Genomic DNA, 24,732 nt, shown 5'->3' with positions numbered 1-24,732 from the left:
TCTATCCCTACTCCTCATTAAGTTTCCCATACCAATAGGTGTGTTACGTAAAGAATTTAGCTATGTACAGCCATACTGCTGTAAGTATAAATACTTTAATTGCGATCGCAGCGTCGATATCTGCAAAAAGCACATCGATATTTTGTGGAAAATACGGTATTACCTAACAATTGATAGAGGTTATTTTATCCGGCATCGCCAGCCGTTGAAATTTATTTAGGCAAATAATGAAACCAAAGCTTTGTCTTGCAGGTTATTAAGTTTATTTAGTGGGCGATTTTTATTTAGCGTGTATCTAGCGGGTGCTTGGATAGATAAATAATCTGGGAACAGGTAGGCAAATAATGCGAACAGTCATTTTTGCTTAACCCTTGCTTAACCAGTTTATTTATAGTCTTCATTACGTCGCTAATGGTTAACTAAACCTTAAGCCGTGAGGTACGATCGCCAACGGCTTTTTAGTAATTTAAATTGACAAACACAATTTCCGGGAGTCTGGTTAAAATGAGGATTATGTCAAAATCCTCATCTGCTGCACCGGAAAATTTACCTGCGATCGTTTTGGTTGACGGTCATTCGTTGGCGTTTCGCTCCTATTATGCCTTTGCCAAAGGTCGCGATGGCGGTTTGAAAACGAAAACGGGAATACCGACAAGTGTGTGTTTCGGTTTCCTCAAGTCGTTGTTAGCGATTATCGAATCCCAGAAACCAGAAGGGATTGCGATCGCATTTGACTTGGGTTTGCCAACTTTCCGCCATGAGGCAGATGACACCTATAAAGCCGATCGTACAGAAACTCCTGAAGATTTTATCGCCGATTTGAAAAATCTTCACGAACTTCTCGACGCTTTCAACTTACCAATTGTAACCGCTCCCGGCTACGAGGCGGATGATGTGCTGGGAACCTTGGCAACTCAGGCGAGTGCAGGGGGTTACAGGGTGAAAATTTTAAGCGGAGATAAAGATTTATTCCAATTGGTTGACACCGATAAGAAAATAAGCGTTTTGTATTTGGGTAGAAACTTCCTACAGCGCGGTAGCACCGCCGGACTGGCAGAGTTTGGGCCAGAAGAAGTAAAAGAAAAAATGGGCATCTTACCAGAACAAGTTGTTGATTACAAGGCTCTGTGTGGCGATACTTCTGATAATATTCCCGGCGTGAAGGGAATAGGCGATAAAACAGCGGTGGAATTGCTGACGGAGTACGGTTCGCTTGACAAAATCTATGCTGCTTTGGATGCAATTAAAGGTGCGAAGAAAACCAAGTTGGAAACGGGGAAAGAAGCAGCTTATCATTCTCAGCACTTAGCCAAAATAGTGACTGATGTGCCTTTGAATATAAGTTTAGAAGATTGCAAGCTGAAGGGTTTTGATAATGCAGGTTTAGAACCGCTACTGGAAAAATTAGAGTTCAAAACTTATTTGAAAAAAATTAAGGAGTTACAGCAAGCATTTGGTGGAATTGCTGAGGATCTGGGCGGGCAAGATGCCCACCCCACAAGACAAGATGCGGAGACAAGAAATGAGGAAACAACTTTTGCTTTTCCGGAATCTGAAGATTTGGCATTTTTCAGTTTTGAGGAAACGCAAGCAGCACAGAAAAAACCGGATTCTGCAATTACACCTCAGATTATCGATACTCCAGACAAACTGAAAGAACTGGTAAAACAACTGCAACTTTGCACGAATTCAACTACACCTGTGGCGTGGGATACGGAAACAAGCGATTTAGAACCGCGAGATGCTGAATTAGTGGGAATTGGCTGTTGCTGGGGAATAAATCCAGATGAGATTGCTTATATTCCAATTAGCCACAAAAAAGGTGCAAACTTAGATAAAGCAGAAGTTTTAGAGGCATTGCGTCCGATTTTAGAGAGTGATAAATATCCGAAAACGCTACATAATGCGAAGTTCGATCGCTTAGTATTTCGGTGTCAGGGAATTAAGCTGGCCGTCGTTGCGTTTGAAACCATGCTGGCTAGTTATGTTTTGAATCCAGAAAACAGTCACAGCCTCAGCGATTTGGCGCTGCGATATTTAGATATAAATATTCAAAGTTATGCAGATTTAGGAATACCGAAAGGTAAAAATATCGCCGATTTAGATATCGCTAAAGTGGCAGATTACTGCGGAATGCAAGTATATGCGACATTTCAACTTGTTGGCAAACTGCGCGAACAACTAAAAACCGCTGCCAAACTAGACGATTTGCTGCTGGAAGTCGAACAACCGTTAGAACCAGTGTTAGCAGAAATGGAGTATGTCGGCATTAGGATTGATGCTGCATATCTGAAAGAACTATCGCAAAAGCTGGAAAAAGATTTGGAAACGATCGAACAAAAAGCTTATGAGGTTGCTGGAGAAAAATTTAATTTGGGTTCCCCTAAGCAATTGAGTCAGCTACTGTTTGAAAAACTGAAACTAGATCCAAAAAAATCTCGGAAAATCGCGACGGGTTATTCTACCGACGCTGGTACACTGGAAAGACTGCAAGGAGATCATCCAGTTGTGGATGAGATTCTCGAATATCGCACTTTATCTAAATTGAAATCAACTTATGTAGATGCGCTACCCACACTGATTCGATCTGATACTCAGCGGGTGCATACAAATTTTAATCAAACGGTGACTGCAACTGGAAGGCTGTCTTCTTCCGAACCGAATTTGCAGAATATTCCCATTCGCACTGAGTTTAGCCGCCTCATTCGCAAAGCTTTTTTGCCAGAAAATAACTGGTTGATGGTATCGGCGGATTATTCCCAAATCGAGTTGCGAATTTTGGCGCATTTGAGTCAAGAACCTGTACTTGTTGAAGCATATAAAAATAACGAAGATATTCACACTGTCACGGCGCGGATAGTGTTTGAAAAGGAAAAAGTTACTTCTGACGAACGCCGCTTGGCGAAAACGATTAACTTTGGCGTGATTTATGGAATGGGGTCGCTGAAATTTTCGCGATCGACTGGCGTAAATAAGGCAAGTGCGAATGAGTTTATCAAAAAATTCTACGTTCGCTACCCAAAAGTTTTTGAATATTTGGAGAGAATGAAACGAGAAGCGATCGCACACGGTTACGTCGAAACAATTTGCGGACGCCGCCGCTATTTCAACTTTGAAAGTGGTAGCGTTCGCAGCTATCTAAACTGTAACCCAGACGAGATCGACTTCGATAAACTCAAGAAAATGAGTGCGTCTGACGCACAACTTTTACGCGCTGCTGCTAATGCACCCATTCAAGGTTCCAGCGCCGATATCATCAAAATTGCCATGATAAAACTGCACCAAATTTTACAGAAATATCAGGCGCGTTTGGTATTGCAAGTGCATGATGAATTGGTGTTTGAAGTTCCGCCATCTGAGTGGGAAGAATTGCAACCGAAGATTCGAGAAACAATGGAGAATGCCGTGCAATTAACTGTGCCTTTAGTAGTTGACGTTCATGTCGGGCAAAATTGGATGGAGACGAAGTAAAGCAAATTTAGATGCGCTCTTTAAAAAAAGAGTGAAAGTTATCTCAGAATGATGAGACCTTTTTACCTACTTACCAAAGCAATTCAATCAAATGATGTAGAAACTGTCAAAAACCTGCTTCAGCAAGGAGTAGAGCTTAATCCCGTATGGGATTTCTCTCCTCTAGCAGACGCGACAAGGCAAGGGAATTTGGAGATTATGAAATTGCTGATTAAAGCGGGTGCTGATGTGAATTTACAAATGGAAGAAGGAGACACCGCTTTAATGGATGCAGCTCTGGCGGGGAATCTTGATGCTGTAAAAATACTGGTTGAAGCTGGTGCAGATGTAAATCTTAAAAACTGTTCTGGAGAACACGCTCTGAGTATGGCTGCTTATAACGCACATGAGGAAATATTTTATTATCTTGAGCCTTTAACAATTCCAAAATGGGAACCTGGAGCAAAAATTTTAGCTGAAGCTAAACGGAGGAAAAAGAGCCGAAATGTGAAAGGAGTATGGGTTGATACTTCGTAAATTGGAGTTAGTACAAAATCTTCTATGTGCTACCACCATTAGAGAGTAATTTTGAATGGGAAGTGTTTGACTTGTGCGGCTAAGATCTACCTCTTGTATGTTTTGACCGTTTTCCCTTAAGGCGATTTTCAAGGTTTTATAGGTTCTTGCCTGACAATTCAAAACAAAATAGCTAAGATTCCCGCTACGATAGTTAGAATTATTCGATGTCAATATTTTCCAAAAAAATATTCGATCGCCTTCCTTTCTTACGCTATCCAAATCGATAGCTTCCTGACGATTGGAACTTAAATTCCTAATTATTACCCATCGCTCTGCCAAACTGGGGAGCGGTAGAGCAATTATAAAGGCGCTAATTCCTAAAAAGAGAAAACATTTTTTCATTTTATACACTATTCTACTGTTTTTACTCCCATCCGCTAAGCAGTTGCCTATTTATTTCAAAGCTTCCAATTCTTCTCGTAAAGACAAAGGTTGATATCCTAAAGCAAAAGCTTTTGAACTATCTAAGGAAACATCCGCAGGTCTAGGTGCAGCCATCGGCACATCTTTTTGCAAACAAGCTTTTAAGTTTTCTTGAGGAAGTTGAAGTACTTCTGCCATCAAGCGACCGAATTCATAGCGCGAAACTCTCTCTTTTCCACCTAGATGAATGATGCCTTCAACTTGTTTTAGCGCTAATAACAATCCACTTGCGGCTGTTGTCCCACTGACAGGCGTTCTGAATTCATCTATAAATAAACTTAACTCTTTTCCTTCTCTTAAAATCTTGATAAACGGCTGAATAAAGCTAGTAGCACCAGGCGGTGCAATGCCAAACATTAAAGGCATTCGACAAATTGCTGTTTTGGGATAGCGTTCCAGCATACCTCGTTCAGCCATAACTTTTTGCTCGCCGTAAATGTTGACAGGAGAAATAGAATCTGTCTCGCGATAAGGAGGATTTAAGCCATTAAAAACTAGGTCGGTGGAAGTGAAAGCGCAAGGTATGGAATAATCCGCACACAATCCGGCAATATTCAAGGAAGCTGTGACATTAATTTGATATGATTCATCAGGATGATTTTGACAAAAATTGGGATTCGATTGTGCGGCGGTATGAATAACTGCGTCTGGCTGAATTTCCGCAAATAGGCGTTTTAGTTCTTCAAAATCTCTCAAGTCAGCTTTGACGATATTGATATCTGGAATATCAACTGATTTGGAAAGATAAGTTCCATAAACTTGCCATTGTTGTTTGGCTATATGGCATAAGTTCCATCCTAAAAAACCGCTACATCCTGTGACTAAAAGTTTTTTCATAAAGATGAGTATTGCGAAAAAAACGGCAAAGAAAGAAAACCCTAACCCCCCAGCGCCCTTCCCTAATAAAAAAGGGGGAGCCGGAAATGCGCTCTGCTTGCTATTTTGGAGGCAGGGCAGAAAAAAGGTTTAATATTACGATCGCGAAAAGCTATCCATGAGCCATAGTTCCGAAACTCCGGTGTATAAAATAGACATAGGAGTCTAAACAAGACAACTTTAATGCCCGCCAAACACCTCTATCATGATACCGTCTGCACCGCTCTTATCAAAGACGGTTGGACAATTACTGATGACCCGCTTATCCTCAAGATAGGGGAACGCTCCACGTTTGTTGACCTGGGTGCTGAAAAACTGATTGCGGCTGAACGAGATTCTGTAAAAATCGCTGTCGAAATCAAAAGCTTTCTTAGTCCTTCTCCTATTAATGACCTCGAAAATGCCTGGGGACAATTCTTTTTGTATGCTAGAGATCTGCAAAGAAGAGATCCAGACCGTCGTCTCTATTTAGCCGTCAGTCGCAACACTTTTGAGACTTTGTTCCAAGAGGAAGCTGGAAAAATCTTGTTAGAAGAACCTGGTTTTCGTATCATATTTTTTGACTCAAACAGTGAGGAAATAATTTTATGGATACCGCAAATCAACCCCTAGAGCGATGGCGTGATATTCTAGAAAAAATTCTCCAATATTATGCGGATATTCCTTATCGTTATGGTGATGTAATTACTTATGTTATTGTTAGCCGCGATCGCAACCACTTTATGCTGGTACACGAAGGCTGGGAAAATCACCGCAGAGTGCATGGCTGTATCGTCCATGTGGAAATTCGCAATGAGAAAATTTGGATTCACTACGATGGTATTGAAGATGGCATCACAAATGAACTTGTCGCTGCTGGAGTACCTAAAGATCGTATTGTCCTCGCCTTTCATCCTCCCCAAGTTAGAGAGCATACTGGATATGCGATCGCATAAAAGATTCTGCAAAGTTGAGCATTTTTTAATGGCGATAAATTTAGATCGGCAGATAATGTGGTGAAATTTATGGGCAATATAACTTTATGAAAAAGTCGATCGAAACTGGCAAGGAAAAGCTAAGTATGAGTTACAAAAAATCGATCGCATACTCGCTAAAATTCCTCGGCGTTGCTTTCCTGATTCTCAGTTTAACAGGATGTCCGAACCGTCCGGGACAAATTACTTACTCCGTCAAACGAATCAGCGATGGAGATACACTCGCGGTCACAGACTCGAAGGGAGAAAACTTTACTGTGCGTTTCGCCTGTATCGATGCACCGGAAGTTCCCCATTCCCAAAAGGAAAAGCAAAGCACAAAATTGGTGGACAAAAATCAATTCAAGTGGGGTGTAAAAGCGCAGGGTCGCGTGCAGCAGTTGGTGAAACAAGGCGATCGCGTTACCTTAACTTTAACCGATACCGATCGCTACGGTCGCAAAATCGGTGAAGTCCGTTTAGCTGACAATGTTTTCATTCAAGAAGTGTTAGTGCGCGAGGGATTGGCGCTGGTGAATCGTCCCTACTTGAAAAACTGTCCCAGTGCAGCTATTGTGGAACAGGCAGAAGCGGAAGCAAAGAAAGCTAGACGCGGTATTTGGAGCGATCGCACTTTTGTGGCTCCTTGGGAATATCGTCGCACAAAATAAACTTACCAATCTTGCGATCCGGTTTCTAACCAATCACTTCCGCCGCTGGATTGACGATTTTCTGGCACATCATCCTCAAAATCATCATCCTCTCGATTTTCTGAAGGTGTAAATAAAGGAAAAGCGATCGCACCTCCCACCACCCCAAGACTAGCACTAAAGGCCAACACCACACCCACTGGCAGTTTAATTGACTCGAATCCCAAAAACTTCAGAGAAACTTGGGTAGCATTTTGGACGGAGAGGATGGCGATCGCTCCTACCCAAATGGCTACGATCGAAGAAGTGAGTAAATTGGCGATATTTTTCATTAGGGTCTAGGGATTAGGGCGTCGGGGCTAGGGGAAGAAGAGACTAGAATCAAGGGTTTGTGGAATTAAGAACGTTCATTACGCCTTGGCGGTGGCTAGACATTGCCGCAATAACGATCGAAACACACTATATATTTAGATGCTAAGACAAATCTTTCTGAATTTAGAAACCCGGTTTCTTGAAGAAACCGGGTTTCTTTGATATCGATTCCTCACTCAATCGACAACTCAAACGACTGCTGCCGCAGGCTTAAGATTGTTGATGATATTTTCCATGTATTCGGCAATTTGCGCTTGTTTGTCGGCAGAATTCGTTTCTATGTAAACGCGCATCAGCGGTTCTGTTCCCGACGGACGCAGCAACACCCAACTACCTTCTTCTAAGTAGAGTTTGATACCGTCTTTGCGACCAACTTCTTTCACTTTAACCGTTGCCACTTCTGCGGGTGGATTTTTAGTGAAAGAGTCGATGACAGCAGCTTTGTGCGCGTCATCGAGGTGCAAGTCGAGGCGCAGGTTGTAAAGTGGGCCATTAGCTTCGGCGATCGCTTCTTCCACCAGCTGACTCAGCGGTTTTCCTTCGTAAGCAACAGCTTCTGCTACCAGCATATCTGCCAAAACGCCGTCTTTTTCGGGAATATGACCGATAATGCTGAGTCCTCCCGATTCTTCACCACCGATCAGCACCTGCGTCTCGCGCATTTTCTCGCCGATGTATTTGAAACCTACTGCGGTTTCGTAAAGTGTCAAACCGTACTTAGCAGCAAAATTATCCAGCAAGTGCGTGGTAGCAACCGTGCGAACGATCGCACCTGTTTTGCCTTTATTCTTGACCAGATGACGCGCCAACAACAGCAACACCGTGTTGGGGGTAAGCACGTTTCCTTGTTCGTCTACAATACCAAAGCGATCGCTATCTCCATCCGTCGCCAAACCCAAATCTGCGCCATCTTTCTTGACCGCATCGACTAACTCTACCAGTTGTTCCCCTTTCGGTTCCGGCATTCCGCCACCAAACAAAACATCGCGGTAAGTGTGGAAACTTTCCAAATCGCAACCGCAATGTTGCAACACCGTATCCAGGTAGCCGCGAGAGGTAGAATAAAGCGCATCGTATTTGACCTTCAGCTTAGCGCTGCGAATGCGCTCCACATCAAGCAATGTGTAAATGAATTCCAGATAAGCCGGTTTCGGGTCAAAAGTCGATATTTTGTCAGAATTGCTTCCCGATGGCGGCGTATCCGTAGCACCTTCAATATTTGCTACAATCGTATCCGTAATTTCCGGTGTAGCTGGCCCTGCATAATCGGGGATGTACTTAATACCGCAATAGGGCGCTGGGTTGTGACTGGCGGTGAACATGAGCGCCCCAGCCGAGTTGAGATGCTTGGCATTGTAAGCAATTACCGGAGTCGGGCAATCGCGATCGACTATTTTTACCGTCCAACCGATCTCAGCGAGAATCTGAGCCGCCGTGCGAGCAAATTGATCTGCCAAGAAGCGGGTATCGTAAGCTACCAGAACAGGTCTGTCTTTAGAATAAGCTGACTCCAGGTAACTGGCGATCGCTCGCGTCACCTTACACACATTAGGGAATGTGAAATCATCAGCGATAATCCCCCGCCATCCATCCGTACCAAATTGAATCTTTTTCGAGCTGCTGCTAGCACTCATTTGAGCCACGTCCTGTCACTTCACCATCCATAGTATAGGAAGCGTGTCATTCAGGAGACAGCAGCAATAGGCGTAAATTGTTGGAATGCACGTTATGGCATCCAAAAGCGATTTGAACTGCCATTGTTTATTCTTCCGGATAATGTGGCGGCCCTTTTTGAGGTCTTATTCCTCCTGCCATAAATTTTCGCAATCAGCCAAATCGGCCACAGGAGCGTAATCCCAGCGGCAACAAATCTTCTCGAGTTACCTCGCAATTGCGACTCTTCCAGGGGGTTGAAATCTTTCCGGTGGGCAAGATAGCAAATCAAACCGGAAAAAGTGTAAGAGGCTGCTACGTAGGCTAATAGCATTGCAGTCACGGGGAATACCTTGGTTTTGCAGTAGAGGAGTGGTGATTTAGCTAGCAATTCGTCTGGCCATAGCCCATCTCCCGAAGGAGATGGGCCAGACAAGTTTGTTAAACCAGAGTTCGAGATACACCCGTGACGATCGGAGCCTGCTAAAAATCAGGTTCCATCCACATCTCCAACAATTCTTGTGGGGTAGGCATCCTGCCTGCCCTTTGAGATTCTTTTGGAGGAGATGTCTAAGTATTGTTTTACCAGGCTTTGCCTTAATTGGGAGTCGCTAAAACCAACAATTACAGACAAATACTGAGTTATTTACTCAGACTTTATGGAAACAATAGTAAATTTACGGTACTTTTATCAAATTTAGTTGGATGTATTTTAAATTTTTATAAAAACTTTATATTTTTCATTCGGAGAGTAGTTGACCGAACTGAGCAGTGTTTGTGCCTCCGATAGTTCAGCACCTACCGTTCAGCCCTTGGACGCCTTTGTTTGTCAGAAATCTATAGAAGGATTAACAATTTTAAACAAAATGTTTTACTTTTCAGTAAAAATACTGCATACTTAACCTCCATAGCATATAAAGATTCTGTGAAATACGGCTGTGCTTTGACGAATTTTTCTTAAAGTTCCCTGTCCCAGATCGGACGGTTTATTCTCGTCTGAAAATAAACTAGCGTTAGGCCAACAGTCTAAAAGCTACTTTATTTGCTATTTTTAAACTTTTTTGACATATTTTACCAGATTCAGGGCAAAAAGAATGACTCAATCCTTTGCATCTACAGGGGTTAACTTTAAATCTCCCAAACTTACAGCCGTCCAATCCCAAGCATCGGAATTGAAACTGCACTCTCTGGCGGCATTATGGGCACGGAAATACTTTCTCTCCGTAACTGCCGCTGAAGATGCAAAGCAACCGAGAAAGCTGGAAACTCTGATGGAAGTATCTTCTTTGGAGGGTAGAACTCGCACAGCAAACAAATTGAGCCAGAATCTGACTTTGGCTAGCGCCCAAGCTTGGTCTTTGACGGAAACGTTGCTGGGAGAGGAAATGCGACGCCACCGCATCAATCCCGATTTAATCAACCCCTTGGAGATTGCCGCAGATACGCGCAATTTATTTCAAAAAGCTCTAAATGCTTATACTAAAGAGATCCCACCTGCACGCCTATCGGTCATTTTGGGTGCAGATTGCGGTCGGGTGAGGCAGAAGTACACCAGCGTCGATCCCCGTGCGATCGGATTTGTGAGTATGCAGTTCCACTACACGGGCCAAAAGTTGCTGGCATCTCTATCGAAATCGGAGCAAGCATTGTTTCAGTCTTACTTAAAGGTCATGGACGACCATATGTATATGCCGTTGCAAGCGGCTTACAAAGCAGCTGCCGATCTGCCTTTAAATTCGCCCCAACTCTTAGCAGTTCAGCATCTTTTACCCGCGAGTACGAATATAGCCTATGCTGTTTTCGATCGCGTCTGTCGTCAGCATCCGGGCTATCAAAGCTACAGTGGCCTTGTCAGCGACGAAAAGGTGAAAATATCCAGCATCCGAGATGTGGAGATGTTTCAAGTATATTTGTGTTTATGCGTTCTTCAAGGTAACATTTTCTCGGTACAACAGGAGCTGTTTCCCTTATGCGTAATGTTGTATCCCCGATTGGGGGTGAGCTGGACATTAGTGCAGGATATGCTCCAAGCGATCGTCTGGGAATTGCACGATCGTCTGCGCTTAGAAGATGTCGCTGTCTTCTTACCCTATTTGCGTACCTTATCGGAAATGTTTTCTAAAGAGGTATTTCAAAACTATTGATTGCTAAACTGACTTTCTTCTACTAAGCTTACTTCCGAATCCGAGCAACTAATGGGATTGACTGCTAACGTTTCAGCGATCCCTTCTTCGCCTGTAATTTCCCCGATTATCCAAATGGGCCACAAAGCTGTTATCCAAAGCCTGACTAACGCCTTGACAAGAGTAGGGTTAATCGATTTATACTCCTGCCGATATTCCTTGCCACTGCCGATCGAGAGCAGATAGCAAATCATGCCGGAAAAAACATAAGCTGTTGCGGAAGACGCAAATAGCAATGCTGTCATGATACACCCCTAATACCAATAGGATCGGCATAGCCGTAGCAAAACATAGCTGGATGTAATCATGCAGCTTTTGTAAGACGGCTGTTGTAGTTTTTTTAACCTGTTTATCTTAAAGAATATAACCTTAATTTAGGGTGATTTCTGTAAAATTTTGATGAAGGCAGCTCGAGTTTGTCTTATATTTCTACAACAGGAAGAGAGAGCGCGAGCTGATATATCAAACGACGCGGCAGAGAGGTTGCTTTTGCGAGCTGGCGGCTGGCTTGCGAACGAGATATTCCCTGACCGAGTAGCTGTTGTAACTCGGATTTAAGGGTTTCCTCGGAAAAATTAGGCTTTTCTAGCTGGAGACCTGCTAGGGCGAGAGTAAATTCCCCTTGGGGCTCCCGTTGCGAATAAGCAAGTATAGCCTCTGCGATCGTTCCCCGCCAGAACTCTTCGTGCAATTTAGTTAACTCCCTTGCCAAGACTAGCTGCCGGTCTTCACCCAAAACATCTGCCAAATCTTGCAAAGTTTGCCGCAAGCGATGGGGAGATTCGTATAGAATAATAGTTCGGGATTCTGTTTGTAAAGCTTCCAAACGCTCCTTTCGGCCTGACCCTTTTGCAGGTAAAAAACCTTCAAACACAAATCGGTCTGTCGATAACCCAGATGCGCTTAAAGCTGTAATTGCCGCACTAGCACCGGGAATAGGTACTATCGGTATTTCTGCGGAGATACAAGCTCGAACTAACTCGTATCCTGGATCGGAAATCAACGGCATACCGGCATCGCTGACGAGAGCGATCGATTTTCCCTGCTTCAACAGATCTACTAACTCCGGAATGCGTTGCTGACGATTGTGTTCGTGGTAACTTATCTGGGGCGTAGCAATTTGAAAATGCTGCAAAAGTTTTCCTGTATGGCGGGTATCTTCCGCCGCGATCGTATCCACCATTTGCAAAATTCGCACTGCCCGGAACGTCATATCTTCCAGATTGCCGATTGGAGTTGCCACAACGTATAAAGTGCCGATGTGCGGAACCGTTTGCATATCAATTAATTCAACTTAAGAACAACGCCTTTCCAACCATATTTCTGGGTATATTGGGCTGGGTTTAGTCACTAAGGGATGGGGGGCGGCGATGCCATAACCCTGAGCGTAGTCTACCCCAATATCCTTTACTTTTTCCAGGATAGAGGCATTGGTAACGAACTTGGCGATCGTCTCAATACCCATAACATGAGCGATATTGTTGATTGCTTTGACGCTCTCGTAAGTAATTGTGTCATCCAAAATGCCTTCTATCAAATCTCCAGCTATTTTTAAATAATCCAAAGGTAACTGTTTAAGATAAGCAAAAGAAGAAATACAGCTACCAAAATCATCTAAAGCTACTCGGCAACCTAAATACTTGAGAGCGCGGATGAGCTTATTTGTTTGGCTAAAATTTGAGAGCGCAACGCTTTCAGTAATTTCAAAGCAAATCGTCTCAGGCAAGATTTCGTGGAGCGAGAACTGCTCATACAGAAAGTTAATAAAATTTTCGTCGTTAATGCTAGCTGTAGAAAGATTGAGCGCATAAAGAGAACGATGTTGCATCTCCCTACCTTGGCGAGCCTGCTTTGCCAAGAATGTGCTTATCACCCAGCGATCGATAATTGGCATGAGGTTGTATCGCTCAGCTGCTGGGAGAAAAGCCATTGGCGGAATCACCTCCCCTTTTTCATCCACCAAACGCAGTAAAACTTCGTGATATTCTCTGACAAAGCGATGGGAACCAACAGAAACTATCGGTTGATAGTACAAACAAAACTTGTTATCTGCCAGTTCCGAAGTTTGGGAATATTCGCTCTGAGTTTTATCTGTATCGTTTTCACCGATCGCTTGATTGATTCTGGCGATCCATTGTTTTTGATCTCGCTGTTGTGCCAAATCTTCATCGTTAGGTTTGTAGATGTGTACGCAATTGCGCCCTTTATTTTTAGCTTGGTAGCAAGCAGCGTCAGCTGCGCTCAATACCTTATCTACATTTTGTAAAACCACATGACCGTAAGTTTGGCAGTCAGTCAGGGGTACTACTCCGATACTGACGCCGAGACTGAAAGTTTTATCCTGCCATACAAACCGGAAAGTTTGGATCGCTTCTTTGAGCGATCGCGCTACTTTAAGTCCTTGCTGAAGAGGGCAATTATAGAGCAGTAAGGCAAATTCATCACCGCCGAGTCGCGCTAAAATATCGGTCTGGCGCACGTGAGTTTGCAACATAGCGCTGAGCTGACGTAGCAGCTCGTCACCAGCAGCATGACCGCAAGTGTCGTTAACAATTTTGAATCGGTCTAAGTCGAGATAACACAGGGTATGCTTTTGATTTTGTTTTCTGGCACCCAACACAGCTGCTTCCAGACGCTGCTCGAATTCGCGACGGTTGATCAGTCCGGTGAGCGCATCGTGAGTCGCTTCCCAAGACAACTGTTCGTTTACTTTAGCAAGGAAGGCGGTACGCTCTCCGACCATATCTTCCAAGCGTTCCTGATAATGCTGTAGCTGCTTGAGAGTTTGCTTGTGCTTGGTGACGTCTTCTACCATGCGAATGCCAAATTCGGGGTTACCCTCGCTATCGCGTACCAAATAACCGGTGACGTGACACCACATTAGCTGTCCGTCTTTGCAAAGATAACGCTTTTCCATTTGGTAGCGATCGCGCTCCCAAAACAGGTAAGGGTTGTCTACCCGGTAGCGATCGCGTTTCCTTGCCACGAGCTCCTGATGTATCTCCTCATCCTTGGGAAAATGCGATCTGGAATTTTTGCCATATCCTAGCATCTGCTCGAGTGCTGAATTCCTTGCTACAGTTTGGCCTGCCATATCGATAATTTCTATACCTATGCTGGCTCCTTCAAAAATCGATCTAAATAATGCCTCCCTCTCGTTGAGAGCTGCTTCTGCCTGTTGCCGTTCCACGATCTCCCGTGCGAGTTTCTCATTCGCTGCTTCCAGTTCGGCGGGGCTCTTAAGTGCCATTGCTTGGGGAATTAAGGGAAACAGCTTCCCTGCCGCATATATGGATATTACAGCACTAACTGCTTTGAAACCGCCGTATAGCGCATAGTTTGGATACCAAAGCATTGTAATTTCCATAATTTGGCTGGTGCCATAGGTAATGAAGAAAGCGCCAAACAGCCACAGCACGGGTGGTAAAGCTACATCTTCTCGCTTGTGGATGAAGTAGAGCAGCATTAGCGGAATCGAATAATAAGCCAACGCAATGAGAGTATCCGACAAGATGTGCAGCCAAACCAACTCTGGGTAGTAAGGGTCGTAGTACCCTTGGCTGATGAAGTTTGGTAAAGCAAACAGGTCTTTTAATAGTTCCTTCATAAAAATGTGCTTTTTTTTAAAGATACTGTAAAGTTTACCTTTATCTCTATCTTAAAATCACTCAGTCGGTTTACCATTTGATTTTTATTCTATTTTGTTAAAAACAAAATTCTCTAAAAATAGGTGTGGATAGATTTTCGCTCGCGATCGCGTCCATCTTATTAGCTTGGCCGATACCTTGTAAGCCATCTGTGGGTGGAGGTAAAACTTTTCAAGCTGAAAAAAAAGTGTACCAATGGTAAAATACGGGCTATTTGTAGGACTGCTAACTTTAGATTTCCTCTATCTAACGGAGGGTTATCCAACTAGGAACCAAAAAATTGTTGCGGCTGACTATACAGTTGCAGCAGGTGGCCCTGCGACGAATGCAGCAGTAAGTTTCAGCTATTTGGGCGATCGAGCGACACTCTTGGGTGCGATCGGCTCTCACCCAATTACTAACTTAATCCGCACTGATTTAGAAAACTGCAAAGTAGATATACAAGATTTGGCTGCTACTAGGTTGGAGCCGCCACCAGTATCTTCTATTATCGTCGCCGAAGCAACTGGGGAGAGGGCTGTGATCTCAATCAATGCGACTAAATACCAAGGTCACAAAGAAAGTCTTTCTCCAGATATTGCGTTTGGCATAGATATAGTGTTAATTGACGGCCACCAAATGGAAATTGGTAAAACAATCTCACAATTAGCTAAAGCAAACAAGATTCCAGTTGTAATAGATGGTGGCAGCTGGAAGGCTGGATTTGATGAGATATTGCCTTTCGTGGATTACGCGATTTGTTCGGCTAACTTTTACCCACCTGACTGCCAAAACGAGCAGGAGATTATTAGCTATTTTTCATCTCTGGGAATTTCACATATTGCCATTACCCACGGAGAAGAAGCTATTCAGTATTTTTGCCAGGGTGAAGCTGGGTGGATAGAGGTTCCTAAAGTTAAGGCTGTGGATACGCTGGGTGCTGGGGATGTTTTCCACGGAGCTTTTTGCCATTACATTCTGCGGCAAAATTTTACCGATGCCTTAGCAGCAGCGGCTAAGGTTGCTTCTTATTCGTGTCAATTTTTTGGAACTCGTCGGTGGATGGAATCAGCTTTGAGCTTGTAGAGGTGAATTTTAGCGCCAGAGGAGCAGTAAAGATAAAAAATATCGCCCAACTTGCCCTTAGCGTCAATTTTACGGTTATTATGGGCATTGGCTCCACCCATCTGCAAATAGTAAAGGAATTGTAGCGTGACGGAATTAAAATATTTAGGCGAAAACCAATTTGAAGGATTAGAGGAAGTAGCTGCGATCGCTCGCTCAGTCGCTTGGGGGGCAGCTGATATCCTGCGATCCTACTATCGCGGCGAACCTCATACCGGTGACCTGAACATTGAAAATAAAAAAGAAGGGCCGGTCACTGCTGCTGACATAGCAGTCAACCACTATATTTTGGACAACTTGCAAGCTGCTTTCGGAACTCAAGATTTTGGCTACTTAAGCGAAGAAACCTATAAATTTCAGTCTAAGGGAGTTTTGTCATCGCCTTTACCGGAAGCTTGGATTTGGATTGTCGATCCTTTAGACGGTACGCGAGATTTTATTGACAAAACGGGTGAATACGCTGTTCAGATTGCTTTAGTATATCAGGGAAGTCCGGTACTGGCGGCGGTGGCATGGCCGGAAACAGAAAAGGTATACTACGCAACTAAAGGCGGGGGTACTTTTGTGGAAACTCGCGATGGACTAATCACGCAAGTGCAAGTTTCCGATCGCAACAAACTAGAAGATTTGTCTATCATTGTCAGTCGTACTCACCGAGACGATCGCTTCAACAATCTGTTGCAGCAACTGCCTTGCAAAAATCTCAAATATGTCGGTAGTGTAGGCTGCAAAATAGCCACAATTATCGAACAGGAAGCAGATATTTACATATCTCTTTCTGGGAAATCTGCTCCGAAAGACTGGGATATGGCGGCTCCCGAACTGATTTTGACGGAAGCTGGGGGCAAATTTACTTATTTGGATGGTTCTGCCCTCAAATACAACCGGGGAGATGTGCATCAGTGGGGTTGCTTGGTTGCTAGCAACGGTCACTGTCACGATGATTTATTAGCACAAACCAAACAAATTCTGGAAAAAGTGGATGGGTAATAACGCGAGCGCGTATTGCACAACATTTAATCAAGAAAAATACCAATTATTATTCCTTTCCCGCTCCAAGAATATCTATGATGACGCAGGGGTGCAGACTGGCAAAGCAGCAGAGGAGCAAAAGAAGGATCGATAATCTTCTGGGGGAAAGTGAGTAATTAGTAATTGCATAAATTTTCACATTTAAGAAGATTGCAGATAAAAAAACAAAAATTTAGTATCTGCAATCTCTATTCAGGCTTTAATATTATAATGATATTGAAAATATTAATGACGAATTAACAGTTGTGCGATCGCTTAGTGAGTAGCGAGGGTTTTAAGCCGTTACTTATAAATTGGAAGTTAATGTGATATTTACAATATTTATCTAATTACAAACGGCAGACAATCTCTAGCCAAAACAAAATATAACGGCTAAAACAGAAATGATAAACCGTTACAAAATAGGATTTTTCTATGGCAGCATTCTGGCAAACCCTATTTTCAAGTAACTTTATTCCGCACGGCCATTGCTATCTGTGGAAACCAGGACTGGTATGGCTGCATATAATATCCGATTCGCTGATTGCTGTCGCCTACTACTCCATTCCGCTGATGTTGGTATATTTTGTGCAGCAGCGACGGGATTTACCTTTTGATTGGATCTTTTTACTTTTCGGCACTTTCATTATTGCCTGCGGTACAACTCACGTTATAGAAGTGTGGACGTTGTGGCATCCCCATTATTGGATATCCGGGTTAGTTAAAGCCCTGACAGCTTCGGTATCTTTATATACTGCTATTATGCTGGTGAATTTGATTCCGAAAGCATTGGCTTTACCGAGTCCAGCAGAGTTGGAAATCACCAATCGAAAACTGGAAATGGAGATTTCGGAACGCTTAAAAGCAGAGGAAAAAAACCGCTTTCAGGCGCGATTGTTGGATGTTGTCGAACAAGCTGTGATTGCCACGGACTTAAACGGAATCGTTAGTTATTGGAACCAATTTGCCGAAAAACTCTATGGTTGGTCAGCAGCAGAAACGTTAGGTCGCGACATAGTGGAACTGATCCCATCTGAATTTTCTCAAACACAAGCAGCCGAATTGATGTCGCGCTTGAGTACAGGCGAAAGTTGGTCGGGCGAATTTATGGTGCGCCATCGCAATGGCAGGAGTTTCCCGGTACTGGCGACTGATTCGCCAATTCACGATGAAAGGGGTATTTTGTGCGGCGTTGTTGGCCTTTCTTTTGATATTAGCGATCGCAAGTTGGCGGAGGAAAGATTGCGTCAAAGCGAAGAACGCTTCCGCAGTTATTTTGAACTGTCGTTCATCGGTGTAGCGATCACCTCGCCCGAAAAAGGTTGGATTGAAGTCAACGATACTTTCTGCGAACTTCTCGGCTATTCTCGAAATGAATTGAACGGCACAACTTGGGCGCAATTGACGCACCCGGAAGATTTGGAAGTTGACTTAAATCAGTACAATCGCGTGTTAGAAGGTGAAATAGACGCTTATTCTTTGGAAAAAAGGTATATTCGCTCTGATGGTGACATAATTTACACTAATATTTTGGTTCGCTGTCTGCGTCGATCGGATCGGTCGGTCGATTATTTCGTGGCGCTACTTGAGGATATCACCGATCGCGTGCGGGCAAACGATGCGTTGCGGCAGTCGGAAGCGCGGTACAAAGAACTCGCCCAGCAGGAAGAACTGATCAATCGGCTAGCAAGTCAGATCCGCAACTCCCTCGATCTAGACACTATTTTGGAAACAGCAGTGCAGGAGATCGGCAAGCTGTTGCAGATCGATCGATGCCTTTTTATTTGGCTTCGTTTTTTCCCTCCCGTAGACGGAGGTGATGAAAGGATAATGTGGGAAATTGTCAAGGAAGCTAAGCATCCGGATCTAGAAAGTAGGATTGGTGTGTATCCGCTTCAAGAACAGTTTCGCCCGTTGGTGGAGAAGCTTTTGAACTTAGAAATAATCCGTGCTGACGATGTAGAAACTGTAACCGATCCGATTTTGCAGCAGGTGTTGCGTTTTTTGGGCCATACTTCTATGCTGGATCTGCCCTTCAAGACGCAATCGGGTCAAATTGGTATAGTCAATTGCAGTCATACTAGAGGTTTCCGTCCTTGGCGCGACAGCGAAGTAGAATTGCTGCAAGCGGTGACGGATCAGCTGGCGATCGCAATTAACCAAGCCGAACTTTACGCCCAAAGTCAAGAAGCTACTAAAATTGCCCAAGCGCAAGCAGAACAAATTGCCCAAGCGCTGCAAAAATTGCAACAAACTCAAGCTCAACTGATTCAAAGCGAAAAAATGTCCGGCTTGGGACAGCTAGTTGCCGGGATCGCCCACGAAATTAATAATCCCGTTAGCTTTATCCACGGAAATATCAACTATGCCACGGGATATATTCAAGATTTGCTCAGTCTGGTAAAACTTTATCAACAATATTATCCCAAACCTGTAAAAGAGATCGAAGACAAAATTGAAGCGATCGATCTGGATTTCTTATTAACAGACCTGCCCAAATTGCTATCTTCAATGAAAGTAGGGACAGACCGCATTCGTCAGATTGTTTTGTCGCTGCGTAACTTCTCCCGTCTCGATGAAGCGGAAATGAAACCGGTTGACATTCACGAAGGTATCGATAACACCTTGCTGATTTTGCAACACCGATTCAAAGAAAACGCGGCACGGCCTAGTATTAAACTGGATAAAAACTATGGAAAACTGCCGCTTGTCGAGTGTTACCCAGGGCAAATCAATCAGGTATTCATGAATATCCTGAGTAACGCCATTGATGCACTCGAACATTTGAAATTTGCGGGAGTTGAAAGGTTAAATGACTGCATCCCTACAATTTGCATTCGCACAGAAGTTGCCAACGATTCGGTGCAAATAAGTATTATGGATAACGGCCCTGGGATGACCGAAGAAATACGCCACAAGTTGTTCGATCCATTTTTTACTACAAAACCAGTCGGCAAGGGAACTGGATTGGGACTGTCAATTACGTATCAAATTGTAGTTGAAAAACACGCTGGCAAAATAGAGTGTATTTCAGCACCTGGGAAAGGGGCAGAATTTGTTGTGCAAATTCCCATTCGCCGCCAATACGACTTCAATCAACGAGGTTAATATTGATGTCTTGACCGATTTGATGAAGCTGTTCGCTTTTTGTATCGTAACTCCAAGCTCTGACGAGGTTATTACCTTTTGGTAAAATTTTAGTGGGAATTAAGAGGTTCCACCCAGATTGGGTATAAGCATTATTAGCTAAAACTTTAGCTACATCTGGTCTGGGAACGTTGACTCTGGCAACTGCGATCGGCTTATTTTGTTCGCCGTAGGTAATATAAACTGCATCAGCCGATCGTCCTTGTTTGGGTAATATGGCCCATCCACTCAGAGCTAAGGTGTTTCTTCTTTTGATCTTTTCGGGTACTGGTGTATCTATATAGCCATTCTGGATATTTGCTTGTGTTTTGAGAAAAGTAAAATTCTGATTGCGCTGCTGCCAAAACCAATGAGAGCCAACAGCAATGTATGGTTTGTATTTGGCTAAGAAATATTGATATATCGTCGAGGCTCCCTCAGAAACATGGATGCCATCTATGGCATTAGAGGAAGCATCATTGCTCATTAAAATTAGTTTTGGTTTTTGTCGATCGATATCGCTAACGACTTGAGCTTGAGCTAAGGGAGGGTGGGCATAGTAAGCATAGCTAAACTTAGAGCAAGAAGGTTTTTGAAACAAATAGTACCAAAAACCTTCTGATGTAAGACCATAGAAACACGATAATTTGTCTATTTCTGGTTGCAATGTTTTGTATGCTTGTAAATAATCATTTTTGATGATTTTTTCATCCGGTATTTGGTATGATTTTTGCATTCCATCAACCGTAAGATAAGCATTATATGGATTGAAAAATGGGCTTAATACTGCAAGGCAAATTATAACAAAGCTTGCTAACTTATGGGGTGATGTTTTAAAATTATTAATTTGGTCTTTAAATAAATTTACGCTCAGGTAAGCGAGTAAGAATACAGTCATGAGTGCCCCTGGCGCGACATGACCGTAATCGCTTCTATCTAGAGCAATTCTTGCATATATTAAAGATGAAAATAGCAGGATAATAAGCAAACAATTTTGTTCGCAAAGTTCTTTGAGTTTGGGATTATTCTGATATTCTACAAATAAATAAATGGCTCCCAAAATAATTACTGAAATCAAAAATATAAAAGGACGCCAAATGGGTAAATTTTCTAAATTAAAAGACGGCATGGCAATAAATGTCATGTATCTGCCATAACGCGCCCAGTAAGCTATTTGCGATAGTAAAGCCGATACTTGATCGAAGCCGAGTATAATAACTAAAGCTATTGCAGAACCGAGTAATCCTAAACCAGAATTACTCAACCAAGCTCTAGAAAACTTTTTATCCAGAACAAGTGTTAAAGCACAACAAACTGCGTAGATGGCGATAAAATAAACGGCTCGATCGTACACGTAGAGAATACTTACGGGTATAGATAATCCTATCAGCGTTGGCAAGATGAACATTTCTGCTCTACTTAACTTACTGGATAGAGCCTGCCTAAAAAATCTTACAGTTAACGTTATTTGCAGTAACAAATACAAATCTCTACCTTGGTGGATACCTTTGGCAATTTCAAAGATGAAACCATCAAAAAAAGTAAAAATTGCACAGTAAATAATAAAAATATTTCGTCTGGGAATATTCAGTTTTACGGATGAGATAATTTCTCCAATCAGCCAAAAACAAACCAAGTAGGTCAAAAAACCTAGAGTCATCCTAATCAAGCGAGTTAAGGCAATGATATTGGAGTGAGTTGCTAGCTTGCTGGCGATTAAGCTGGGAAACACATTCATCCCGAAACCGTGAATCATGAATGTACTTAAAAACGGTTTGGTTTGCGTAAGAAAATTAGGTAAAAATCCCAGATATTCACCTTCGTGAAAGGTATCTTCTAATGGAAATGCCAAATAACCATAGGTTCTGTTGATTGCCCAAGATAAAAGTAAAATAAATGATATAACTAAATAAAACCTTGTATTTATTAAAAAATTAGCTCCTTTTTTGATAAATTGCCATTGCCGTTCTACGAAATTTTGATTTCTAGTGACGGCGATAGTGGCAATTAAAAATGGAACGGCGAGGAAAATCAGAAATCTGATATAGTTAGTGTAAGGACTAATATTTTTTGTAGTGGCTAGGGAAATCAATCCAGTTTTATTGGTGCCAAAAGGTATTTGTAAGTTATCGAAAATAGGTATGATAATCAGAAATGATATTACTGCTACCGAAAAAATGGCGAATATCTTTAAATTTTGAGGTTTTTTATCGCTTGACATTGTTAATTCTAGATAGTGTTTAAGAAAAAGTCGATGCCAACGTCAACTATAATGTTGAATAGCTATTTGTAGAGCTTGTTCTACGTTAGCAATATTCGTATCTGGACTTTGAGTTTTCATTTCAATCGATGTCCAACCTTGATAGTTAAGTGCAGACAAGGTTTGCGAAAAAAGTTGATGATCGACGCCTCCAGTACCAATTTGGCCTAAATTAGGCTCGCTAATATGAAAGTGGCACACACGCTTAAATGCTTGTTCGATCGCAGACACAATTGCCTCTCCACTCATGGTCATTCCAGCTGCATCTAAGTGCAACCCAAAACCATCGCTGTTAACTGTATTGACGAGTTCTAATCCTTGCGTGGAGGTATTGATAAAATCGCAACCGTAGACGGTAGGATTTGGTTCGATACAAAAGAATACGCCATTTTTCCATGCTACTTCACCCAAACCATAGAAAAATTCTGTGGCAATTTGTTGAACTTGTTCCGGTGGTAAGTTACCAATACTTCTGTTTTTGGGAGAACCGAACACAAGTACTTTTGCGCCAAACTTGCTACCTAATTGGATGATACCCGACAAATATTCAAAGGTTTCTTGTCGCTTTTGCTCTGACTGGAAAATAGTGAGGTCTGGTTTGCCAAAAAGTAAAGCTTGCATGGCGACGATTTCAATATCTCGGCTTTCCCAAAATTTCCTGTAAGCGGTTATTTCCGCATCGCTAGCGGTTAATGGGGATGGCCAATTTTTGGTAGGAGCGATCTCTACACCTTTGATGTTGAGGTGCTGCATGAGGTTGGCGATCGCGTCCTCTTCCTGTACTTGCCAAGCTATGTTAGAAATGGCTATTTTCATGGCTGCGATTAACTCTTTACGACAGAACTTTGCTGCAATACAAATTGTTTCATTTCGGTCAAAACAGTATTTTTGGTGTAGGCATATACGCCAGATTCACCAAACATATCCGCGTATTTAGTCCTCATATCATACTTGACTGGACGATTGTGAGTTTCGTTAACAAAATCAATTTCAAATACTTTTTTGGCCACCTCTGCAACGCTGGTAGGTTCGGTCGCCAAATTCACTAATTTCAAATTGTTTGCCAAGGCTGTTTGAATATCCTGCCAGAGATGCGCGAGGTTATAAAATTGAAATATGTTATCTTTGTGGATTTGGTCAACGTTGTTATTGTGAATAAAGTCATAAACGATATTCTTTTTCAGACCGTCTCCAAACAGACCGGGTAAACGGACAACCAAAGTATCAAACCGTTCTGTGACAAATTGTTCTAATTGCAGTCGGTGTTTGCCATAGGGATGCAAATCCTGGGTATCAATTTCTGTTGCTTCATCAACTTCAATAGGAACTGGATAGACATCGACTGTGGATATCAAAACAACTTTTTTGGCAGATACCTGACTCAGACAGTTCATGAGGCGAGCGAGGTTTTCTGCATCTTTGACTGGCTCTTTGTTGGCTAACCACTTAACGGCTGGTGCGCCAGAACAAACAAGAAAGTCAAAGTTTTTATCAGCAATAGATTCAATATTTTTAGAGTTGTACAGGTCGTCAAATTGATGTTGACTAATTAAATTACCTCCGACAAACCCCGTGTATCCTATCAGCGCATTACGCATCGATCGCCTCTCTTTTAGTTATTGTTTGTGGCTGGTGGATTGTATCTATGCAGACAAGCTTTGAGCAAGGTTTTCATCACGATTATATTTCCCTTGATGGGACTAATTTTAGTAGGAACTGGCCCTTTGGATGGATATCGGCGGCATACTGGCAACTCTTTCACCCGGAAACCCAAACGAGCCGATCGAATTGCCAAGTAGTAGTGCAGTTCGTAACCTGAAAATACTTGCCGAAAAGGTGCTACTCTGGGATCTAATAAGAAGTTGCGGCTGTAAGCGCGGAATCCATTTGTAGTATCGGTGTATCGAAATCCGGCGGCGAGGCTAATTAAAGGAGCGTGGATTAATTTAATACCAAATAAGCGCATCCAAGGCGTGTTAACTTCTTTTCCCCCTTTGATAAAACGGGAACCTTGGATGTGATCGAAACCCGCATCAAGTGCTTGTGCGAAAGTAGTAATTGCTTCCGGATCGTCTTTATTGTTCCCATCAATAGTAATAATTCCTTCGTATCCTTGCTGCATGGCGTAGGCAAAAGCCATCCGCATTTGAGCGCTCAGCTTACCAGTGTCTTGCTTGGTTAGCAAAGTGCGTACACCCAATTCGGATATGACATCTAAAGCGAGGGAATTATCGGTGCTACCGCCATCAGCAATAATAACATCAAAATCTTTAGAAATTCCTCTCATCCGATCTAACTGAGTGCGAATTTTTAACCCCTCGTTGATGACGGGAATGCAGACACAGTAGCGACTGCGCTTGGGGAATAACTCATCTATTGTGTGGTTGGGAATTTCCCAGTCTGGTTGATATGGCACAATATTTTTGTCGAGCATTTGGGTATTCT

At 42.8% G+C, this 24,732-nt stretch carries 19 protein-coding genes; 9 read left to right on the top strand and 10 right to left on the bottom strand.

Features of this window, described 5'->3' with window-relative positions; translation table 11 throughout:
* The first annotated feature begins 504 nt into the window (after positions 1-504).
* Both polA and H6G03_RS03135 read left to right on the top strand, forming a co-directional pair.
* A complete protein-coding gene (gene polA, locus H6G03_RS03140; protein WP_242060291.1) occupies positions 505-3,471 on the top strand; it encodes a DNA polymerase I in 2,967 nt (988 codons plus the stop codon).
* Positions 3,472-3,519: 48 nt separating this feature from the next.
* Entirely contained in the window at positions 3,520-3,987 is a 468-nt protein-coding gene (locus tag H6G03_RS03135) for an ankyrin repeat domain-containing protein (protein ID WP_206756603.1), read from the top strand.
* A 435-nt stretch (positions 3,988-4,422) separates the two neighbouring features.
* Here the strand turns inward: H6G03_RS03135 and H6G03_RS03130 are convergent, their stop codons facing one another.
* A complete protein-coding gene (locus H6G03_RS03130) occupies positions 4,423-5,289 on the bottom strand; it encodes an SDR family oxidoreductase (protein WP_190461988.1) in 867 nt (288 codons plus the stop codon).
* Positions 5,290-5,511: 222 nt separating this feature from the next.
* Between H6G03_RS03130 and H6G03_RS03125 the strand changes: the two genes are divergently transcribed.
* The 3 genes from H6G03_RS03125 to H6G03_RS03115 all read left to right on the top strand — a co-directional run bounded on the left by H6G03_RS03125 (position 5,512) and on the right by H6G03_RS03115 (position 6,952).
* Positions 5,512-5,940, top strand: coding sequence for a XisH family protein (locus H6G03_RS03125; protein WP_190461986.1), 429 nt, complete (start codon positions 5,512-5,514; stop codon positions 5,938-5,940).
* Positions 5,916-6,263, top strand: coding sequence for a XisI protein (locus H6G03_RS03120; RefSeq protein ID WP_190461984.1), 348 nt, complete (start codon positions 5,916-5,918; stop codon positions 6,261-6,263). The genes H6G03_RS03125 and H6G03_RS03120 overlap by 25 nt, the downstream gene beginning before the upstream one ends.
* A 125-nt stretch (positions 6,264-6,388) precedes the next feature.
* On the top strand, positions 6,389-6,952 hold the full coding sequence (locus H6G03_RS03115; RefSeq protein ID WP_190462088.1) for a thermonuclease family protein: 564 nt from the start codon (positions 6,389-6,391) through the stop codon (positions 6,950-6,952).
* Between the two features lie 2 nt (positions 6,953-6,954).
* Here H6G03_RS03115 and H6G03_RS03110 read toward each other — a convergent pair whose 3' ends face one another.
* Both H6G03_RS03110 and H6G03_RS03105 read right to left on the bottom strand, forming a co-directional pair.
* Complete coding sequence (locus H6G03_RS03110; RefSeq protein ID WP_190461982.1) at positions 6,955-7,263, bottom strand: lipopolysaccharide assembly protein LapA domain-containing protein; 309 nt, start codon at positions 7,261-7,263, stop codon at positions 6,955-6,957.
* Between the two features lie 228 nt (positions 7,264-7,491).
* Positions 7,492-8,937 carry a phosphoglucomutase/phosphomannomutase family protein gene (locus H6G03_RS03105; protein WP_190461980.1) on the bottom strand — a complete coding sequence of 482 codons (1,446 nt, stop codon included), beginning with the start codon at positions 8,935-8,937 and terminating at the stop codon, positions 7,492-7,494.
* Positions 8,938-10,050: 1,113 nt separating this feature from the next.
* Here H6G03_RS03105 and H6G03_RS03100 point away from each other — a divergent pair.
* Entirely contained in the window at positions 10,051-11,100 is a 1,050-nt protein-coding gene (locus tag H6G03_RS03100; protein WP_199315108.1) for a hypothetical protein, read from the top strand.
* On the opposite strand, the gene H6G03_RS03095 is transcribed toward H6G03_RS03100, so the two are convergent.
* From H6G03_RS03095 to H6G03_RS03085, 3 genes are all read right to left on the bottom strand, one after another.
* Complete coding sequence (locus H6G03_RS03095) at positions 11,094-11,384, bottom strand: hypothetical protein (RefSeq protein ID WP_190461978.1); 291 nt, start codon at positions 11,382-11,384, stop codon at positions 11,094-11,096. The two genes, H6G03_RS03100 and H6G03_RS03095, sit on opposite strands and share 7 nt — an antisense overlap.
* 176 nt (positions 11,385-11,560) lie before the next feature.
* Entirely contained in the window at positions 11,561-12,418 is an 858-nt protein-coding gene (gene rsmI / locus H6G03_RS03090; protein WP_190461976.1) for a 16S rRNA (cytidine(1402)-2'-O)-methyltransferase, read from the bottom strand.
* Positions 12,419-12,433: 15 nt separating this feature from the next.
* Positions 12,434-14,746 (bottom strand): EAL domain-containing protein, encoded by a 2,313-nt coding sequence (locus H6G03_RS03085; protein ID WP_190461974.1) that lies wholly within the window; start codon positions 14,744-14,746, stop codon positions 12,434-12,436.
* Positions 14,747-14,981: 235 nt separating this feature from the next.
* Here H6G03_RS03085 and H6G03_RS03080 point away from each other — a divergent pair, with 235 nt between their 5' ends.
* The 3 genes from H6G03_RS03080 (at position 14,982) to H6G03_RS03070 (ending at position 20,009) form a co-directional block, all read left to right on the top strand.
* Entirely contained in the window at positions 14,982-15,851 is an 870-nt protein-coding gene (locus tag H6G03_RS03080; protein ID WP_190461972.1) for a sugar kinase, read from the top strand.
* A 126-nt stretch (positions 15,852-15,977) separates the two neighbouring features.
* Entirely contained in the window at positions 15,978-16,880 is a 903-nt protein-coding gene (locus H6G03_RS03075) for an inositol monophosphatase family protein (RefSeq protein WP_190461970.1), read from the top strand.
* A 456-nt stretch (positions 16,881-17,336) separates the two neighbouring features.
* Entirely contained in the window at positions 17,337-20,009 is a 2,673-nt protein-coding gene (locus H6G03_RS03070; RefSeq protein ID WP_190461968.1) for a PAS domain S-box protein, read from the top strand.
* Here the strand turns inward: H6G03_RS03070 and H6G03_RS03065 are convergent.
* The 4 genes from H6G03_RS03065 to H6G03_RS03050 are packed head-to-tail and all read right to left on the bottom strand — an operon-like array spanning position 19,993 to position 24,721.
* A complete protein-coding gene (locus H6G03_RS03065; RefSeq protein ID WP_190461966.1) occupies positions 19,993-22,248 on the bottom strand; it encodes a hypothetical protein in 2,256 nt (751 codons plus the stop codon). The two genes, H6G03_RS03070 and H6G03_RS03065, sit on opposite strands and share 17 nt — an antisense overlap.
* A gap of 42 nt (positions 22,249-22,290) precedes the next feature.
* Entirely contained in the window at positions 22,291-23,103 is an 813-nt protein-coding gene (locus H6G03_RS03060) for a sugar phosphate isomerase/epimerase family protein (RefSeq protein WP_190461964.1), read from the bottom strand.
* An 8-nt stretch (positions 23,104-23,111) separates the two neighbouring features.
* Complete coding sequence (locus tag H6G03_RS03055) at positions 23,112-23,885, bottom strand: Rossmann-fold NAD(P)-binding domain-containing protein (RefSeq protein ID WP_190461963.1); 774 nt, start codon at positions 23,883-23,885, stop codon at positions 23,112-23,114.
* Positions 23,886-23,899: 14 nt separating this feature from the next.
* Complete coding sequence (locus tag H6G03_RS03050) at positions 23,900-24,721, bottom strand: glycosyltransferase family 2 protein (RefSeq protein WP_190461961.1); 822 nt, start codon at positions 24,719-24,721, stop codon at positions 23,900-23,902.
* Between the last annotated feature and the right edge of the window lie 11 nt (positions 24,722-24,732).

Source organism: Aerosakkonema funiforme FACHB-1375 (assembly GCF_014696265.1).
GTDB classification, from domain to species: domain Bacteria; phylum Cyanobacteriota; class Cyanobacteriia; order Cyanobacteriales; family Aerosakkonemataceae; genus Aerosakkonema; species Aerosakkonema funiforme_A.
The sequence above is the reverse complement of the archived record's forward strand: the minus strand, read 5'-3'. Positions and strand labels throughout refer to the sequence as shown.

Excerpts from the sequence above, each read along its gene's own strand:
- polA (WP_242060291.1), top strand. The coding sequence starts at position 505 with ATGAGGATTATGTCAAAATCCTCATCTGCTGCACCGGAAAATTTACCT.
- H6G03_RS03135 (WP_206756603.1), top strand. The coding sequence starts at position 3,520 with ATGATGAGACCTTTTTACCTACTTACCAAAGCAATTCAATCAAATGAT.
- H6G03_RS03130 (WP_190461988.1), bottom strand. The coding sequence starts at position 5,289 with ATGAAAAAACTTTTAGTCACAGGATGTAGCGGTTTTTTAGGATGGAAC.
- H6G03_RS03125 (WP_190461986.1), top strand. The coding sequence starts at position 5,512 with ATGCCCGCCAAACACCTCTATCATGATACCGTCTGCACCGCTCTTATC.
- H6G03_RS03120 (WP_190461984.1), top strand. The coding sequence starts at position 5,916 with ATGGATACCGCAAATCAACCCCTAGAGCGATGGCGTGATATTCTAGAA.
- H6G03_RS03115 (WP_190462088.1), top strand. The coding sequence starts at position 6,389 with ATGAGTTACAAAAAATCGATCGCATACTCGCTAAAATTCCTCGGCGTT.
- H6G03_RS03110 (WP_190461982.1), bottom strand. The coding sequence starts at position 7,263 with ATGAAAAATATCGCCAATTTACTCACTTCTTCGATCGTAGCCATTTGG.
- H6G03_RS03105 (WP_190461980.1), bottom strand. The coding sequence starts at position 8,937 with ATGAGTGCTAGCAGCAGCTCGAAAAAGATTCAATTTGGTACGGATGGA.
- H6G03_RS03100 (WP_199315108.1), top strand. The coding sequence starts at position 10,051 with ATGACTCAATCCTTTGCATCTACAGGGGTTAACTTTAAATCTCCCAAA.
- H6G03_RS03095 (WP_190461978.1), bottom strand. The coding sequence starts at position 11,384 with ATGACAGCATTGCTATTTGCGTCTTCCGCAACAGCTTATGTTTTTTCC.
- rsmI (WP_190461976.1), bottom strand. The coding sequence starts at position 12,418 with ATGCAAACGGTTCCGCACATCGGCACTTTATACGTTGTGGCAACTCCA.
- H6G03_RS03085 (WP_190461974.1), bottom strand. The coding sequence starts at position 14,746 with ATGAAGGAACTATTAAAAGACCTGTTTGCTTTACCAAACTTCATCAGC.
- H6G03_RS03080 (WP_190461972.1), top strand. The coding sequence starts at position 14,982 with ATGGTAAAATACGGGCTATTTGTAGGACTGCTAACTTTAGATTTCCTC.
- H6G03_RS03070 (WP_190461968.1), top strand. The coding sequence starts at position 17,337 with ATGGCAGCATTCTGGCAAACCCTATTTTCAAGTAACTTTATTCCGCAC.
- H6G03_RS03065 (WP_190461966.1), bottom strand. The coding sequence starts at position 22,248 with ATGTCAAGCGATAAAAAACCTCAAAATTTAAAGATATTCGCCATTTTT.
- H6G03_RS03060 (WP_190461964.1), bottom strand. The coding sequence starts at position 23,103 with ATGAAAATAGCCATTTCTAACATAGCTTGGCAAGTACAGGAAGAGGAC.
- H6G03_RS03055 (WP_190461963.1), bottom strand. The coding sequence starts at position 23,885 with ATGCGTAATGCGCTGATAGGATACACGGGGTTTGTCGGAGGTAATTTA.
- H6G03_RS03050 (WP_190461961.1), bottom strand. The coding sequence starts at position 24,721 with ATGCTCGACAAAAATATTGTGCCATATCAACCAGACTGGGAAATTCCC.